The following is a 15687-nucleotide window of genomic DNA, read 5'->3' as shown; positions in this document are numbered from 1 at the left end:
ATGACCGGACTCCTGTACCTGCTCCGCCACGGCGAGACCGAGTGGTCGCGCAGCGGGCAGCACACCAGCCGCACGGACATCCCGCTGACGCCCAACGGCGAGCGGCGCGCCAGGGACGCGGGCACGATGCTCGCCGGCCTGCGCGAGGACCGGCCGCTGGCGCTCGTGCTGTCCTCGCCGCGGCAGCGCGCGGTGCGGACGGCGGAGCTCGCCGGGCTGACCGTCAGCGAGATCACCGAGGACGTCGCGGAATGGGACTACGGCGAGTACGAGGGCCAGTCGACGCCGACGATCCGCGAGACCGTGCCGGGGTGGACGGTGTGGACACACGAGTCGCCCGGTGGCGAGACCGCCGAGCAGGTCGGGGCACGGGCGGCGCGGGTCGTCGCGCGGGTGCGCGCGACGCTGCCCGACGGTGACGTGGTCCTGGTGGGGCACGGGCATTTCAGCCGCGTGCTGGTGGCCACGTGGCTCGGCCTGCCGCCCACGTCCGGTGTCCACTTCGCACTCGACGCGGCCGCGATCTCCGTGCTGGGCGACGAACGCGGCGTGCCGCAGATCAAGCGGCTGAACGTGCCGCCCTTGCCGGAACGGGGTTTCCACCATGACTGACGTGCGCAGAGCCACACCGTCCGATGTGGACGCGATGGTCGGGCTCATCCACGAGCTGGCCGACTACGAACGCGCGCCGGAGGAGTGCCACATCACGTCCGCACAGCTGCACAAGGCGTTGTTCGGCAACGATCCCGCGGTGTTCGCGCACGTCGCCGAGCTGGGCGGGGAGGTGGTCGGCTGCGCGCTGTGGTTCAAGAACTTCTCCACGTGGGACGGCGTGCACGGCATCCACCTCGAGGACCTCTACGTCCGCCCCGGCGCGCGCGGCTCGGGGCTGGGCAAGGCTTTGCTGGCCGCGCTGGCCGAGGAGTGCGTGCGGCAGGACTACACGCGACTGCAGTGGTCGGTGCTGAACTGGAACGAACCCGCCATCGGCTTCTACGACTCGCTCGGCGCGGTCCCGCTCGACGAGTGGACGACGTACCGGGTCAGCGGCGCGGCACTGCGGAAGCTGGCGGGCGCGCGCTAGCAGGGAAATCGCCGCGCCGGGAGGGCGCCCGGCGCGGCGTTCCGTTGCCCCCGCGTGCTTCCCGGCTCAGACGCCCGCGATGCTCGCGATCCAGTCGCGGTACGCGGTGAGGTTCGCGTACGCGGTGAAGGTCTGCCGGTCGCTCGTGGACGCGACGCCGACCTGGACGTAGGAGCCGTCCGGCGCGGTGGCGAACATCGGGCCGCCCGAGTCGCCGCCCGCGGTGATGCCGTCGACCCGGTTGGCGCAGACCGCGGTGCCGCCGCGGTAGTCGGTGCAGTCCACCGCGCTGACCTGGACGTTCGCGACCTTCAGCAGCTGCGACTGGCACTCGATCTCCGGCCGGTCGGTGCACGTGGCGCCCCAGCCGTAGACCTGGACGGTCTCCCCGACCTCGACCGCGTCCGGGTTGCCGAGCGGCGAGTAGGTCGCGGTCACCGCGTGGTCGAGCTCGACCAGCGCGAGGTCCGCCTCCGGGTTCGTGTGGATCGCGACACCCGTCGCCTGCTCACCCTGGGTCTGGTCCAGGTCGCCGATGTGGAACGTGTACGTCCCGCTGCCGGCCACGCAGTGCTCGGCGGTCAGGATCCACGTCGGCGCGATGATCGTCGCCGAGCAGTTCTCCTGGCCGTCCACGAACAAGCGCGCCGCCCACGGACCGGATGTGGCGTTGCCGCCGTCGATGATCGCCGGCCCCACGTTGCCCGGCGGCACGTCGGCGTTCGCCGTCCCACCACCGAGGACACCCAGTGCGGCAAGCGCCGCACCGGCGAGGGCCGCCCCGACACGACCGATACGCATGCAGATCACCTCGAAACCGCGACGCTGAGTCGCGGAGCAGGGCTTACAAGGACCCCCACAGGGTCACCCGTTCGAGATCGATCCACTACCCGCCGTTAGTCTGGATCCTCGTCCAGACCGGCGCGGTCCTCGGCCCACACGCGGGCCTTGACGTTGTAGAGCAGGTACAGCACCAGCACGCACAGCGCCGCGACCGGGATGCCGTACTCGGGCCGGTCCGACGGCCCCATCGCGTACCAGGCGACGCCGAGCAGCAGGATCTGGATCACCGTGATCGGCCCGCGCACGCCGCGTTTGCCCAGGAAGAGCGCGACGCCACAGCCGAGCACGGCGCCGCCGAGCACGGCGAAGTACGCGGCCTCGCCGTACAGGTTGCCGATGGTCTCCGCGCCGGAGAACGCCCTGACCAGCAGCGCGACCGCGAACACGACGCCGATCAGGCCCTGCAGGACGACCAGCAGGCCCGCCCCGCGGACGGTCTTCGGAGCGTCGGTCTCGATGCGCACAGTGACCTTCCCAGCCGTGGACGGACAGACCCACTGGATCGTAGCTACCCTGCGGTTCATGCGTGCTGTGCTGGTGGTGAACCCGAAGGCGACCGCGACGACCGCGGCCGGCCGGGACGTGCTCGCGCACGCACTGGCCAGCCAGGTCAAACTCGACGTGCTCGAGACCGACTACCGGGGCCACGCGATGGCCGCGGCGGCGCAGGCCATGGTCGACGGCGCCGATCTGGTGGTCGCCCACGGGGGTGACGGCACGGTCAACGAGGTGGTCAACGGCCTGCTCGCGAGCGGGCCGGGCAGCTCGGTGCCGATGCTCGGGATCGTGCCCGGCGGGTCGGCCAACGTGTTCGCGCGGTCCCTCGGGCTGCCGCGCGACCCGGTCGACGCGACCTACCAGCTGCTGCACGCGCTCGAGAACGGCAGGCGCAGGCAGGTCGGGCTCGGCCGGGTCATGGCGGCCTCCCCCGGCGAGGCGCCGAGGTGGTTCACGTTCAGCGCGGGCGTCGGCTGGGACGCCGACGTCGTCGCCGAAGTGGACCGCAAGCGCGGCAAGAAGGCGAGTCCGGCGCTCTACACGCGGGTCGCGCTGACGCAGTACCTGAAACCCGCGCACGGGCAACCGCAGCTGAGGGTGGAAATCCCCGGCATGGCACCGGTCGAGGGGCTGCGGCTCGTCTTCGTGTCCAACACGGACCCGTGGACGTATCTCGGGGCCCGGCCGATCCACCTCAACCGGGGCACGGGGTTCGACGGCGGGCTCGGGGTTTTCGCCTTGCACAGCCTGGCTTTACCGACAGTGGCGCGGCACCTCCGTCAGGCGATCAGCCGGAAGGGTGAGACCCGCGGCCGGAAACTGCTCCGGCACGACGACGTCCCCGGTTTGCGGATCACGAGCGACTCGCCGGTGCGCGTGCAGTGCGACGGCGATCTCATCGGCGAGCGGACCTGCGTCGAAATTGCGTCTGTGAGGCATGCTCTGACCGTCGTCGGGTAGCCCTCTCTACGTCGGAACGAAGTCGACCTGGAGTGGTGAACCGCGAGACGCACCTGTGACCTGATTGTTGCTCTACGCATCCACAGGGCTCTGACGTCGAGCTTTCGGGTGAGTTCACGCACTCGGTGATGAAGAGGTCTTGACATATGGCTGGTTCGTGAAAGCATTCACAAGCACCCCAACGACCGGTTGACGACTAGAGGCGCACCGGAACGCGCCCAAGCGAGGAGCAAGTAGAAATGGACTGGCGCCACAACGCTGCCTGCCGTGACGAGGACCCCGAGCTGTTCTTCCCCGTGGGGACCAGCGGTCCGGCTGTTCTGCAGGTTGCTCAGGCGAAGGCCGTTTGCCATCGCTGCCCCGTCGCTTCCGACTGCCTGACCTGGGCGCTGCAGAGCGGTCAGGACGCGGGCGTCTGGGGCGGGATGAGTGAGGACGAGCGTCGCGCGCTCAAGCGCCGCAACGCGCGGACCCGCACGCGCAGCAACGTCTGACGCGCATTTTCTGCTGAGCCGCCAAGGCCCGGTGCCGAAACACAGGTACCGGGCCTTTGTGTGTCCGGAAACGTCCAACCGGTGTCCAATGGAATGGTGGGGCGGCCTCCGGCCCCCGGTTTCCACGCTACGGCACGGGACCGACAATTCCCGGCCGCGAACGCGAATCTGTGGACAACCACCTCCCCTGTGGACAACCTCGCCGCGCGTGGTGGTCGCGATCATGGGCGACCTCGATGGCAAGCACTGGGTTACGACCTCACCAGGCAATCCGGTGTGCGGTCAGGGTTCTGTACCCGATCCTCGCCCGCATGCTCGACGAAGGCTGGCTCACCGACGGCTGGGAGGACAGGACCCGCGACGAGTTCACCCGTGCCCACGGCGGCGAGGCCGACGAGTGGGACCGGTTCTTCAACGACGAGGACGTCCACGCGACGGTGGACACCCTGCACGTGGCGCTCAGGCGGCGGTGCTAGCGGCGGTGTGACAGGGGAACGCGCAGCGAGGCCTCGGTGCCGCCCCTCTGCCTGCGGCGCAGGGAAAGCGAGCCCCGCAGCTCGGACTCCACCAGCGTGCGCACGATCTGCAGGCCCAGCCCGTTCGAGCGTTCCAGCGAGAAGCCTCTCGGCAGGCCGCGGCCGTCGTCGGTGACCAGCACGTCCAGCCACCGCGCGGAGCGTTCCGCCGACACCACGACCTCGCCGCTCGCGCCGGGTGGGTAGGCGTGCTCGACCGCGTTCTGCACCAGTTCGGTCAGCACCATGACCAGCGGGGTCGCGACCTCGGCCGCCACCACGCCGAACTGGCCCGTGCGGCGGACGCGCACGTGGTTCTCGGCGACCGCGACGTCGCCCGCGACCGGGATCACCTTGTCCACCAACGAGTTCAGGTCCACGCGCTCGTCCACCGACGTGGACAGCGCCTCGTGGACCATGGCGATCGCGGCCACGCGGCGGACGGACTCGCCCAACGCGGCGCGGGCCTCCTCGCTCGCCGTGCGGCGGGACTGCAGGCGCAGCAGCGCGGCCACCGTCTGCAGGTTGTTCTTCACCCGGTGGTGGATCTCGCGGATCGTCGCGTCCTTCGACATCAACGCGCGGTCGCGGCGGCGGACCTCCGTGACGTCGCGGACCAGCACCAGGGCACCGGCGGCCTTGCCGCCAGGGCGCAGCGGGAGCGCGCGGAACAGGACCGCGGCACCGCGGCCCGACTCGGCCTCCGCGCGCATGGACGGCTGGCCGTCGAGGGCGGCGAGGATGCGCTGCGCGATCTCCGTCGCGTCGAACGGGTCCGCGATCAGGCCCCGGGTGAGCGGGGCCAGGCGGACGCCGACGAGTTCCGCGGCGTGCCCCATGCGGTGGTACGCCGACTGCGCGTTCGGTGACGCGAACACCACCGCGCCCGTCGGGTCCAGCCGGATCAGGCCGTCACCCACACGGGGCGACGTGTGCACGTCGGCGGCGGGCTCGGACGTCGGGAACGACCCGTCCGCGACCATCTGGCACAGGTCGGCGGCGATCCCCAGGTACGCGATCTCCAGCGACGACGGCACGCGCGGCACCGCCAGGTCCGTCTCCCGCGACAGCACCGCGATGACGCGGTCGTCGTAGGTGACGGGGATGGTCTCGCGGCGGACCGGTACGCCCAGGTACCACGACGGGTCCTCCTCGCGGCACACCCTGCCGTCGAGCATGGCCCTGCGCAGCTGCGGGTGCTCCTCGACCGCCACGCGGCTGCCGACCACGTCCTCCGGGTGGGCCGTGGGCGCCGTCGTGGCGCGCGCCTGGGCCACGCACAGGAACTCGTCCAGCGCCGGGCCCTCGCCGACCGGCACCCACATCAGCAGGTCGGCGAAGGACAGGTCGGACAGCAGCTGCCACTCGGCGACGACCATCTGCAGGTGGTCGACCTCGCCGCCGGACAGCTTCGTGTGCTCCGCGAGGAGATCAGAGAGTGTCGACAAGGGCGGTCACGGCAGCTCGGAGCGGTCGTTCACCGGCACGCCGCCCTGTTCGACCACCGTCCGCCTGATCTCGGCGCGCAGCCGCGTCTTCAACGAGTCGGGGGCGTGCTCGCCGCCGCACTTGCGGGCGAGCAGCACCTTCAGGTGCTCCTCGATGCCGAACTGCTCGAGGCACGGGCTGCACTCGTCGAGGTGCTGCTCCAGCAGGCGGCGCCGCGTGTCGTCGCACTCGTGGTCGAGGAAGAGCCACACCTCGGCCAGCACCTCCGAGCAGTCGGTCTCGTGGGGTTCGCCGCAGCTCATGATCCGGTCACCTCGTGATTGGCGGACCGCAGGAACCCGCGGTCACGTGCGACCCCGGCCAGCAGGTCGCGGAGCTGCCGACGGCCCCGGTGCAGCCGGGACATCACCGTCCCGATCGGCGTGTGCATGATCTCCGCGATCTCCTTGTAAGCGAAGCCCTCGACGTCGGCGAGGTAGACCGCGAGCCGGAAATCCTCCGGGAGCTGCTGCAGGGCCTCCTTCACGTCGTTGTCGGGCAGCCGGTCCATCGCCTCGATCTCGGCGGACCGCAGCCCGGTCGACGTGTGGGACTCGGCCTGCGCGAGCTGCCAGTCCGTGATCTCGTCGGTCGGGGACTGCTGTGGCTGGCGCTGCCGCTTCCGGTACCCGTTGATGTAGGTGTTCGTGAGGATGCGGTAGAGCCACGCCTTCAGGTTGGTGCCCGCCGAGAACGACTCGAACGCGGCGTACGCCTTCAGGTAGGTCTCCTGGACCAGGTCCTCGGCGTCGGCCGGGTTGCGCGTCATCCGCAGCGCGGCGGAGTACAGCTGGTCGAGCAGCGGCATGGCGTCGCGCTCGAAGCGCTCCGCCCGCTCCTGCTCGGTCTCAGCCTGTGGGGTTGGCTGGGTTTCGGTGCTCGGCACCGTGCTCCCTTCCAGTCGGAACTGTCCCATCGTCGGAATCGCATGAGACCCCTGTGAGGATACGCGTCGAGTCTGAGTCAGCACGTATCGGACAACACGGGGTCCGCCCTGTTCATTCCTGGTCGTCGAAGGGGCGCAAGATCCGCTCCAGCCACTCCTGCACGGTCCGGGAGATGCCCTTGGCGTCGCGTTTCAACGAGTGGTCACCAGGGAAGACGACGATCTCGCGGTGCGGCTTGGGGCCCGGCATGCCGAACGGGTCGGACTCGCCCTGGACCACCAACGTGGGCACCGTCACGGCGTCCAGCTCCGGCATGCGCGTCTTCTCCGGCTTCCCCGGCGGGTGGACCGGGAACGCCAGGCACAGGACGGCCACCGCGAGGCCCTCCTCGGCCGTGCGGCACGCCACCCGGGCGCCGGAGGACCGGCCGCCGAACACGAGGGGTAACTCGTGGAACCACTCGTGTGACAGCCGTTCCGCGACCGCCAGCCACGCCGTGTCGAGCTGGTTCGCCGGAGCCGGGGCGCGGCGGCCCGCGACCCGGTACGGCTGCTCGACCAGCGCCACGTGCACACCGGCGGCGGCCGCGCCGCGGGTGGCCGCGACCAGGTCGGGAGCGCCGACACCGCCGCCGGCGCCGTGCCCGAGCAGCAGGCCGGCCCTGCCCTCCGGCGCGCAGTGCAGCTCCGCGCGGGCCGGCCCGTGCGGGGTGTCGATGGTGAGCGTGGTCATGACGGGTTGTCGAACAGGGTGAGGTCGGCCTTCTCCTCGTCCCGTTCGACCAGCTCGGGGCCGTTGTTGCGGACGCTGTTGACCTTGGTGGAGACCGGGCGCAGTTCGAGGGACTCGACCAGCTCCAGCGACGGCGGCGTGGCCAGCAGGTCGGCGACGTCCTCGGTGTCCGGGTCGAGCCAGGCCGCCCACTGGTCGGGGGTCATGAGCAGCGGCATCCGGTCGTGGATGTCGGCCAGCGGGCCCACCGCGTCGGTGGTGAGCACGGCGGCGCTCACCACCGGCGGCGCGTCCTCGACCGACGGGTCCCGCCACACCGTCCACAGCCCGGCCATGGCGATGCTGTGCCCGTCCGGCCTGGTCATGAAGAACGGCTGCTTGGCCTTGCCCTCGCGCTTCCACTCGTACCAGCCGTCGGCGGGCACGAGGCAGCGGCGCTTGGCGACCGAGGTGCGGAACGCGGCGGTCGTGGCGGCCTTCTCGGCCCGCGCGTTGATCATCCGGGCGCCGATGGACTTGTCCTTCGCCCACGCCGGGATCAGGCCCCACCGCATCACCCGCAGGCTGCGGACGGTGGTCGACGGGTCCGCGTTGCCCTCGTCGTCCCGCGGGTGCCGCTGCACGACGGCCACCACGTCCTTGGTGGGCGCCACGTTGTAGTCCTTGGCCGGCGCGTGCTCCTCGATCGCGTCGAGCGCGTCGAACTCCGCGGCCAGCGTGGCCGGGTCCTTCGTCGCGGCGTACCTCCCGCACACGTCAATCACCTCCTGGACAGGATGGTGTCACGGCCCACCGACAGTCTGCACCGCGTGCGCACCGATGCGGGATCATGCAGGCATGACAGTGCCCGAGACCGAGCCATGGGCCGCACCGTTCGCGACCGCCCCCGTCCGTGCCACCGTGACCGTGCCCGGATCGAAGTCGATCACGAACCGCGCGCTGCTGCTCGCCGCGCTCAGCGAGGGCGGCGGCACGCTGACCGGCGCGCTGCGCAGCCGCGACAGCAGGCTGATGATCGACGCGCTGCTGGCCATGGGCGTGCCCGTCGACGACAGCGGTGACCAGGTCGTGGTCGGCACCCACGACGGGCTGCGCGGCCCGGCGCGGGTCGACTGCGGGCTCGCGGGCACGGTCATGCGGTTCGTGCCGCCCGCCGCCGCGATCGCCGACGGCGACATCCACTTCGACGGCGACCCGAGGGCCAGGGAACGGCCCATGAGCACCGTGCTGGACGCGCTGCGCGCGCTCGGCGCGGACGTCGACGGCGACGCGTTGCCGTTCACGCTGCACGGCAAGGGCGGGCTCCCCGGCGGTGCCGTCACCATCGACGCGTCCGCGTCCTCGCAGTTCGTGTCGGGGCTGCTGCTGGCCGGGGCGCGGTACGAGGCGGGCGTGACGGTCCACCACAGGGACACCAAAGCAGGCAAGCCCGTCCCGTCGCTCCCCCACATCGACATGACCGTCCAGATGCTGCGCGAGGCCGGCGTGGCCGTCGACGACAGCGAGCCGAACACGTGGCGGGTCGAGCCGGGTCCGATCGCGGCCCGCGACTGGGCCGTCGAGCCGGACCTGTCGAACGCCACACCGTTCCTGGCCGCGGCGGCCGTCACCGGCGGTTCCGTCACCGTCCCCGGCTGGCCCGCGCACACCACCCAGCCGGGTGAGTTCTTCGCGGAGATCGCGACCCGCATGGGCTGCCGGGTCACCCGGGACGCCGGCGGGCTGACCGTGCACGGCCCCGACCAGCTGCAGGGCATCGACGTGGACCTGCACGACGTCGGCGAGCTGACCCCGACCGTCGCCGCGCTCGCCGCGCTGGCGCACAGCCCGAGCGTCCTGCGCGGCATCGCCCACCTGCGCGGCCACGAGACCGACCGGCTGGCCGCGCTGGTCACCGAGATCACCGCGCTGGGCGGCGCCGCCACCGAGACCGAGGACGGCCTGGAGATCCGGCCGATGCCGCTGCGGGCGGGCCGCTGGCACGCCTACGCCGACCACCGGATGGCGACCGCGGGCGCGATCGTGGGGCTCGCGGTGCCCGGCGTCGAGGTCGACGACATCGCGACCACGTCGAAGACGCTGCCGGACTTCCCGGCGATGTGGGCGGCGATGCTGGCGGGCGAGGACCGGTGAGCCGCCGGTGAGCCGCCGCGGCCGGAAGACGGACTGGGACCGCCTGGACGAGTCGGACGTCCGGGTGCGACCGGGCAAGGGTTCCCGGCCGCGCAGCAAACGCAGGCCGGACCACGCCGACGCGCGCGCCGCGATGGTCGTCGGCGTCGACCGCGGCCGGTGGACGTGCGCGCTGGACGGCAAGCCGGACCACGAGGTCGTCGCGATGCGTGCCCGCGAGCTCGGCCGTACCCCGATCGTTGTCGGCGACCTCGTCGACCTGGTGGGTGACACGTCCGGCCGCCCGGACACGCTCGCGCGGGTCGTGCGGGTGGCCGACCGCAGCAGCGTCCTGCGCAGGACCGCCGACGACAACGACCCGTACGAGCGGGTGGTCGTCGCGAACGCGCAGCAGCTGCTGATCGTGTGCGCGCTCGCCGATCCCCCGCCGCGCACCGGGTTCATCGACCGCTGCCTCGTCGCGGCGTACGCGGGCGGGCTGAAACCGGTGCTGTGCCTGACGAAGTCGGACCTCGCGAGCCCGGACGAGATCATCGAGGCGTACGCGGACCTGGAGCTGCCGGTGCTCGTCACGCGCAGCGACCAGGAGCCGGACGAGGTGCGCGCACGGCTGACCGACCAGGTGTCCGCGCTCGTCGGCCACTCCGGCGTCGGCAAGTCGACGCTGGTGAACAAGCTCGTGCCGGACGCGGACCGCGCGGTGAGCGCCGTCAGCGCGGTCGGCAAGGGCAGGCACACGTCCACGCAGGCGATCGCGCTGCCGCTGCCGGACGGCGGCTGGGTGGTCGACACACCGGGCATCCGGTCCTTCGGCCTCGCCCACATCGAGCCGGGCGACATCGTGGCCGCGTTCGGGGAGTTCGTGGCACCCGCCGAGGAGTGCCCGCCGAACTGCGGTCACCTCGGCCCGCCGACGGACCCGGACTGCGTGCTCGACGTGGTCGTCGCGGCGGGCGAGGCCCGGCCGGGCAGGCTCGAGTCGCTGCGCAGGCTCCTCGCCTCCCGGGCCCGGCTGGACGAGTACGCGGACTGAAACCGGGGGAACCGTTCGCGCTCCCGCCCGTCTCATACCCCGGAGGGGGACGGGCAAAGCTTGCGCACCCGGCGTATAGGGCGGGTCCGTCCGGGCTACCCTGTCCGCACATTCACCGAGGGAGATCAGGATATGCGCAAGGCAGGTATCGCCCTGTCCGCGTTCGCGTTGGCACTGACGCTGGGCGCGTGTGGCGACAACGGAGGTTCCGGCGGTTCCTCGTCGAACACCGGCGGGGACAGCGGCAACGGGGGCGGCGGTTCGGTCGCGGCGGCGAGCCTCGCCGAGCTGGCGAAGTCGATCGGCGAGCAGACGGCCGAGACCGACACCGCGCACATGAAGATCACCGCGGACGCGGCCGGGCAGCAGCTGTCCGGTGAAGGCGACATGAAGATGGGTGACGGCGAGGCGGCCATGTCGATGGACATGACCACCCCGGAGGGCACCATCTCGATGGTCCTGGTCGACAACGTCTTCTACATCAAGCTGCCCGCGGGGCAGGAGCTGGAGCCAGGCAAGGCGTGGCTCAAGATCGACCCCAAGGACGACAACCCGATGGCGAAGGCGCTCGGCGGCATGACCGAGCAGATGAGCAAGAACGCCGACCCGCGCGCGACGCTCGAGCAGTTCGAGAAGTCCGGTGAGATCACCGACACCAAGGAAGAAGAGCTCAACGGCGAGCAGACCACGCACTACACGGTCACCGTCGACGTCGAGAAGCTGGCCCAGAACCAGGACGACCCGACGATGAAGTCCGCCATGGACCAGGCCATCAAGGCCGGCCTGAAGGACTTCCCGATGGACCTGTGGGTCAACTCCGACGACCTGCCGGTGCGCGTGACCATGGACATGCCGACGCCGAACCCGGCCACCGGCAAGACCGAGTCCGTGAAGATGCAGATCGACTACACGGACTGGGGCAAGCCGGTCGACATCGCCGCGCCGCCCGCGGCCGAGGTCGCCGAGTTCCCTGGCAGCTGACGAACTCGTCACGGAAACGCCCCCGCCTCGCGCAGGCGGGGGCGTTTTCTACGTGGCGGCGAAGTGGGCGGCGACGAGGTCGTTGACCACCAGCGGCTGCTCGACGGCCAGCGAGTGCCCGGCGCCGCGCACGGTGACGTGCTGGGCGTTCGCTGCCGTGTCCGCGATGCGCTGCGACAGCTCGGGTCCGTAGGCGTGGTCCTCGGCGCCGGACAGCACGAGCATCGGCACCGTGCAGCCGACCAGTTCGCCGAGCACCGCCTCGCGGCGCACCACGGCCTCCGCGGCGAGCAGGATCGAGTCGTCCAGCGCGGCGAAGTGCCTGCGCCACCGCTGCAGCAGCGCGATGCGGTCGGCGAGCGTCGTGTCGCCGAACATGATGTACGCGAGCGCGTCGACCGTCTCCGGGATGCCCGCGGTCCGCGCGTACTCGAGCAGTGCCAGGAAGTTCTCCGCCTGCCCCTCCTCGTCGGCGGACGAGGACAGCACGACCGCGGAGCGGAGCAGTTCCGGTTGCCGCGCGGCGAGGCGCACGGCGACGAACCCGCCCATGGAGTTGCCGACGAAGTGCACCGGTCCCAGGTCCAGTGCCGTGATCAGCGCCGCCGCGTCGCCCGCGAGGGTGTCCATGTCGACGTACGGGGAGCGTGCGCTCGCCCCCTGCCCCCGGTGGTCGTAGGTGACGACGCGGTACCGGCGCCCGAACTCGGCCACCTGCGCGGCGAACATGCTGCGGTCGAAGAACAGCGAGTGGCTCAGCACGACGGCGGGGCCTGGGCCGCCGGTGTCGTCGTAGCACAACGTCGTGCCGTTGACGTCGATGGTGGGCAACGCCGCCCTCCTCATGGTCGGTGACCGACCAAGTATGGCTGGCGGCGCCGCCTCCCGTCGTCACTTCACCGCGTACGCCCTGATCACGGTCTGTTCCTGGGCGCCGCCGTCCCGGTCGGACACCCGCGACCGCAGCGACACGAACGCCGCGCCCGCCGGGTGGTCGACGGTGGCCCGCCAGCGGTCGCCGGCGCGGGTGACCGGGGCCGTCCGCCAGGTCGCGCCGTCGTCGTAGGACACCTCGACGACCGGTGTGCCGGCGCCCGCCGCCCCGGCCCCGTTGCGCTGCACGTACACCGGGATGGTGAACCGCTTCCCGGCCGGTGCCGCGTTGTACCGGTCGAGGTCCGGCGCGAACCGCACCGCGAGCAGCGGCAACGCCGTCGGTCCCGCCGTGCGCGCGGACGTGAACGTCCACTCGGCACTGACCTGTGTGGACAGCCGGGACGCCTGTTCGTGCTGCGCCAGCAGCGTGTACGTCGCCCGCTCCGGCGGCACGTCGAACACGCCGTAGGACGCCGACGGCTGCTCGCCGACGACCTCGCCGTCCCGCAGCAACGTCATGCGCCCGCCCGACGGGAACCCGGCGCGGCCCGGGTCCTGGTCGGCCAGCAGCGGCAGTTCGAACGCGAGCCGGTCGCCGGTGCGGCCCGCGTTGTGGTGGTCGCCGTACGGGTTGTGCGGCAGCGCGGGACCGCGGACCCCGACGTTCCAGCGTTCCGCGGTGCGGCCTGCCCGGTAGGTCCTGGCGTCGAGCTGGAAGCTGTCCGACCTGATCTCGAGCGTCTCGGTGTCGACGACCTCGTAGAAGACGTTCTCCCACGGCACGCCGGGGGTGTAGTGCTCGGTGACCGTCGCGGGCAGCGCCATGGCGAACATGCCTTCGCGCAGGCCCAGCAGTCCCGGCGTGCCCTGCGCGTACCCGGTCCGCACAGTCGCGAGCGCGCGGTCCCGCACGCGCCACCGCAGCGTGCCCGGCACCGCGCCGGTCTCGCTGTGCCGCAGGTGGTACAGGTACGGGCTGTCGTCGTAGAACGGGCCGTTCGGCTTGGCCATGTGGGTGTCGAAGGAGATGCCGAACCCGTCGTCCGCCGTGGTGGACGGGCGGACGAAGTAGTCGTCCAGCGACGACAGGTGCAGCGACGAACGGCTCGCGCCCCACGCGGTCGCGGCCGACACGGTGATCACCGACAGGGCAGGCACGGCGGTCGGCTCGTCGACGGTGAACCCGACCGGTGCCGCCTCCCGCGCGTCGACGGTGAACGAGGTGGCGCCGTCGACGGCGAACGCGGGCTCGACGATGTCGGCGAAGCGGAAGTCCTCGGCGTCCCTGGGGGTGTAGACACTGGCCGACAGGTGGTAGCGGCCCTTCGGCAGGCGGGCGACGACCGTGCCGTCGGCCTCCCACGGCGCGACCGCGACCTTCTCGTCGAGGCCGGTGAACGACAGCAGGTACATGTCGGTGGCCTCGCCGTCGAAGTCGCGCACGTCGACGGTCACCGGGTACGACTCGACCTCGCGGTCCACGGCGATCGGGGTGCGGACGCGCTGACCGCCGCCGGTCGCGGTGACCACACCGGTGTACCGGCGGTCGGGCGCCTCGACCCGGGTGTCGGTGGTGACGGTCGCGCTCGCCTGCCCGCCTGCCGGGACGGTGAGCCGCGCGGGCTCGACCGTGAACATCCCCGGTGGCGCACCGGGCACGTCGGCCGCCAGCTCCAGGGTGAGCGGCGCGGTGCCGGAGTTGGTGTAGGTCACCGCCTTCGCGATCGGCTGGTCGTCGTCGTGCGGCCACTGCGCGATGCCGTTGTCGATGCTCGCGGGCCGCGCGAACACCGTGGCCGTCGTCGCCGCGGCGACGTCGACGCGGCCGGCGCCCTGTGCGAAGGCCGTGAGCGTGCCGTTCGGCCGCGCGGTGCCCATGAGCGTGCCCTTGAGCTGGTCCGCGGCCCAGTCCGGGTGCTGCGCGGCGAGGATCGCCGCCGCGCCCGCGACGTGCGGCGCGGCCATGGAGGTGCCGGACATCGAGACGTGGCCGCCGTCGTTCGCCCGCGCCGCGACGATGTCCACGCCGGGCGCCGTGATGTCGGGCTTCAGGCCGTGGTCGCCGAGCCGCGGGCCGCGGCCGGAGAACTCGGCCAGCCGGTCGTCCCGGTCGACCGCGCCGACGGTCAGCGCGGCGTCGGCGGCGCCCGGGCTGCTGATGGAGCCCTCGCCAGGGCCGCTGTTGCCCGCGGCGACCACGAAGAGCGTGCCGGTCGCGGCGGTGATCCGGTCGACGGCCTGCGACAGCGGGTCGGTGCCGTCGCTGCCGAAGAACGAGCCGAGGCTCATGTTGACCACGTCCGCGCCGTGCGCGGCGGCCCACTCCATCCCGGCGATGATCCACGACTCCTGGCCGCCGCCGGAGTCGTCCAGCACCTTTCCGTCGAGCAGCGTGGCATCCGGCGCGACACCGCGGTACGGGTCGCCCGCGCCGGTGATGATCGAGGCGACGTGCGTGCCGTGGCCGTAGCGGTCGCCCTCGGTGTCGCTGCCGGTGAAGTTCCGGGCGCCGACCACGGCGCCGGACAGGTCGGGGTGCGTGCCGTCGATGCCGCTGTCGAGCACCGCGACCGTCGCGCCCGCCCCCGTGTGCCCGGCGGCCCACGCCTCCGGTGCGCCGATCTGCGGCACCGAACGGTCGAGGCTCGCCCGCACCGGGCCGTCCAGCCACACCTTGCCGGCGCGCCGCGCGGTCGGCCAGTAGGCGGCGGACCGGTCGACCGACACCGCGGTCGCCCCCATGGCGGGCAGTGCGCGGCTCGCCGTCGCGCCCGCGGCCTTCGGCGCGGCCCCGGCCACGATCAACGGCAGGGTCCCGCGGGACGCGTCGTCGTAGCCCGCGCGCACCAGGGCGGTCACGTTGAACAGGCGCGGGTCGAGCTTTCCCCGCGCCAGCAACGGAACCGCGTCGGACGGGACGACGTGCGTGTCGCCGCCGACGTCCCGCCGGACCTGGAACGCGACGTGCTCCCGGCCGGCGGCCGGGAGCACCCGCGCCCCGTACCTGCCGCCGACCACGACCCTGTCGCCGGTCAGCAGCGTGACGATCGGCCCGGCGGCGGGCGCCGCGACGCCTGGTGCGGCACCCGCCACCGGTACGACCACGCTCGCGGCCACCGCCGCGGCGATCAGGCCCAGCAGAGCCCGTGTGCGAATCATCTGC

General features: G+C 72.2%; 17 protein-coding genes. 8 read left to right on the top strand and 9 right to left on the bottom strand.

What is annotated here, in order from left to right; translation table 11 throughout:
- Together ACYQ77_RS04330 and ACYQ77_RS04325 are read left to right on the top strand one after the other, a co-directional pair.
- On the top strand, positions 1-612 hold the full coding sequence (locus ACYQ77_RS04330; RefSeq protein ID WP_459707593.1) for an acid phosphatase: 612 nt from the start codon (positions 1-3) through the stop codon (positions 610-612).
- Entirely contained in the window at positions 605-1084 is a 480-nt protein-coding gene (locus tag ACYQ77_RS04325; protein WP_459707591.1) for an N-acetyltransferase family protein, read from the top strand. The genes ACYQ77_RS04330 and ACYQ77_RS04325 overlap by 8 nt, the downstream gene beginning before the upstream one ends.
- Positions 1085-1150: 66 nt before the next feature.
- On the opposite strand, the gene ACYQ77_RS04320 is transcribed toward ACYQ77_RS04325, so the two are convergent.
- Both ACYQ77_RS04320 and ACYQ77_RS04315 read right to left on the bottom strand, forming a co-directional pair.
- Positions 1151-1885 (bottom strand): S1 family peptidase, encoded by a 735-nt coding sequence (locus ACYQ77_RS04320; RefSeq protein WP_459707589.1) that lies wholly within the window; start codon positions 1883-1885, stop codon positions 1151-1153.
- A 95-nt stretch (positions 1886-1980) separates the two neighbouring features.
- Positions 1981-2391, bottom strand: a complete 411-nt coding sequence (locus ACYQ77_RS04315; RefSeq protein ID WP_459707588.1) for a hypothetical protein — start codon at positions 2389-2391, stop codon at positions 1981-1983.
- 58 nt (positions 2392-2449) lie between these two features.
- On the opposite strand from ACYQ77_RS04315, the gene ACYQ77_RS04310 reads away from it, so the two are divergent.
- The 3 genes from ACYQ77_RS04310 to ACYQ77_RS04300 all read left to right on the top strand — a co-directional run bounded on the left by ACYQ77_RS04310 (position 2450) and on the right by ACYQ77_RS04300 (position 4355).
- Positions 2450-3385, top strand: coding sequence for a diacylglycerol/lipid kinase family protein (locus ACYQ77_RS04310; RefSeq protein WP_459707586.1), 936 nt, complete (start codon positions 2450-2452; stop codon positions 3383-3385).
- A gap of 239 nt (positions 3386-3624) precedes the next feature.
- Positions 3625-3879 (top strand): WhiB family transcriptional regulator, encoded by a 255-nt coding sequence (locus tag ACYQ77_RS04305; protein ID WP_424235604.1) that lies wholly within the window; start codon positions 3625-3627, stop codon positions 3877-3879.
- 311 nt (positions 3880-4190) lie between these two features.
- Positions 4191-4355: a hypothetical protein gene (locus ACYQ77_RS04300; protein WP_459707584.1), complete on the top strand. Its 165-nt coding sequence runs from the start codon at positions 4191-4193 to the stop codon at positions 4353-4355.
- Here ACYQ77_RS04300 and ACYQ77_RS04295 read toward each other — a convergent pair.
- The 5 genes from ACYQ77_RS04295 to ACYQ77_RS04275 form a co-directional block, all read right to left on the bottom strand.
- Positions 4352-5842, bottom strand: coding sequence for a sensor histidine kinase (locus tag ACYQ77_RS04295; RefSeq protein ID WP_459707582.1), 1491 nt, complete (start codon positions 5840-5842; stop codon positions 4352-4354). The two genes, ACYQ77_RS04300 and ACYQ77_RS04295, sit on opposite strands and share 4 nt — an antisense overlap.
- Positions 5843-5848: 6 nt before the next feature.
- Positions 5849-6145: a mycothiol system anti-sigma-R factor gene (gene rsrA / locus ACYQ77_RS04290; protein WP_459707581.1), complete on the bottom strand. Its 297-nt coding sequence runs from the start codon at positions 6143-6145 to the stop codon at positions 5849-5851.
- Positions 6142-6798, bottom strand: coding sequence for a sigma-70 family RNA polymerase sigma factor (locus ACYQ77_RS04285; RefSeq protein WP_459707579.1), 657 nt, complete (start codon positions 6796-6798; stop codon positions 6142-6144). The genes rsrA and ACYQ77_RS04285 overlap by 4 nt, the downstream gene beginning before the upstream one ends.
- 82 nt (positions 6799-6880) lie before the next feature.
- Positions 6881-7501: an alpha/beta hydrolase family protein gene (locus ACYQ77_RS04280; protein WP_459707577.1), complete on the bottom strand. Its 621-nt coding sequence runs from the start codon at positions 7499-7501 to the stop codon at positions 6881-6883.
- Positions 7498-8256 carry an SOS response-associated peptidase gene (locus tag ACYQ77_RS04275; RefSeq protein WP_459707575.1) on the bottom strand — a complete coding sequence of 253 codons (759 nt, stop codon included), beginning with the start codon at positions 8254-8256 and terminating at the stop codon, positions 7498-7500. Before ACYQ77_RS04275 ends, ACYQ77_RS04280 begins: the two co-directional genes overlap by 4 nt.
- Positions 8257-8338: 82 nt before the next feature.
- Here ACYQ77_RS04275 and aroA point away from each other — a divergent pair, with 82 nt between their 5' ends.
- From aroA to ACYQ77_RS04260, 3 genes are all read left to right on the top strand, one after another.
- On the top strand, positions 8339-9634 hold the full coding sequence (aroA, locus tag ACYQ77_RS04270; RefSeq protein ID WP_459707573.1) for a 3-phosphoshikimate 1-carboxyvinyltransferase: 1296 nt from the start codon (positions 8339-8341) through the stop codon (positions 9632-9634).
- A gap of 7 nt (positions 9635-9641) precedes the next feature.
- A complete protein-coding gene (gene rsgA, locus ACYQ77_RS04265; RefSeq protein ID WP_459707572.1) occupies positions 9642-10667 on the top strand; it encodes a ribosome small subunit-dependent GTPase A in 1026 nt (341 codons plus the stop codon).
- Positions 10668-10799: 132 nt separating this feature from the next.
- Positions 10800-11648, top strand: a complete 849-nt coding sequence (locus ACYQ77_RS04260) for a LolA-like protein (RefSeq protein WP_459707570.1) — start codon at positions 10800-10802, stop codon at positions 11646-11648.
- A 48-nt stretch (positions 11649-11696) separates the two neighbouring features.
- Here the strand turns inward: ACYQ77_RS04260 and ACYQ77_RS04255 are convergent, their stop codons facing one another.
- Positions 11697-12479 (bottom strand): alpha/beta fold hydrolase, encoded by a 783-nt coding sequence (locus tag ACYQ77_RS04255; RefSeq protein WP_459707568.1) that lies wholly within the window; start codon positions 12477-12479, stop codon positions 11697-11699.
- A 60-nt stretch (positions 12480-12539) separates the two neighbouring features.
- Positions 12540-15683, bottom strand: coding sequence for a S8 family serine peptidase (locus tag ACYQ77_RS04250; RefSeq protein WP_459707566.1), 3144 nt, complete (start codon positions 15681-15683; stop codon positions 12540-12542).
- Positions 15684-15687: the final 4 nt, after the last annotated feature.

This window comes from Actinophytocola sp. KF-1, from assembly GCF_054661535.1.
The sequence above is the reverse complement of the archived record's forward strand: the minus strand, read 5'-3'. Positions and strand labels throughout refer to the sequence as shown.

Bases quoted from the DNA above. Each gene is read 5' to 3' on its own strand.
- ACYQ77_RS04330 (WP_459707593.1), top strand. From the start codon at position 1: ATGACCGGACTCCTGTACCTGCTCCGCCACGGCGAGACCGAGTGGTCG.
- ACYQ77_RS04325 (WP_459707591.1), top strand. From the start codon at position 605: ATGACTGACGTGCGCAGAGCCACACCGTCCGATGTGGACGCGATGGTC.
- ACYQ77_RS04320 (WP_459707589.1), bottom strand. From the start codon at position 1,885: ATGCGTATCGGTCGTGTCGGGGCGGCCCTCGCCGGTGCGGCGCTTGCC.
- ACYQ77_RS04310 (WP_459707586.1), top strand. From the start codon at position 2,450: ATGCGTGCTGTGCTGGTGGTGAACCCGAAGGCGACCGCGACGACCGCG.
- ACYQ77_RS04305 (WP_424235604.1), top strand. From the start codon at position 3,625: ATGGACTGGCGCCACAACGCTGCCTGCCGTGACGAGGACCCCGAGCTG.
- ACYQ77_RS04300 (WP_459707584.1), top strand. From the start codon at position 4,191: ATGCTCGACGAAGGCTGGCTCACCGACGGCTGGGAGGACAGGACCCGC.
- rsrA (WP_459707581.1), bottom strand. From the start codon at position 6,145: ATGAGCTGCGGCGAACCCCACGAGACCGACTGCTCGGAGGTGCTGGCC.
- ACYQ77_RS04285 (WP_459707579.1), bottom strand. From the start codon at position 6,798: ATGGGACAGTTCCGACTGGAAGGGAGCACGGTGCCGAGCACCGAAACC.
- ACYQ77_RS04280 (WP_459707577.1), bottom strand. From the start codon at position 7,501: ATGACCACGCTCACCATCGACACCCCGCACGGGCCGGCCCGCGCGGAG.
- aroA (WP_459707573.1), top strand. From the start codon at position 8,339: ATGACAGTGCCCGAGACCGAGCCATGGGCCGCACCGTTCGCGACCGCC.
- ACYQ77_RS04260 (WP_459707570.1), top strand. From the start codon at position 10,800: ATGCGCAAGGCAGGTATCGCCCTGTCCGCGTTCGCGTTGGCACTGACG.
- ACYQ77_RS04250 (WP_459707566.1), bottom strand. From the start codon at position 15,683: ATGATTCGCACACGGGCTCTGCTGGGCCTGATCGCCGCGGCGGTGGCC.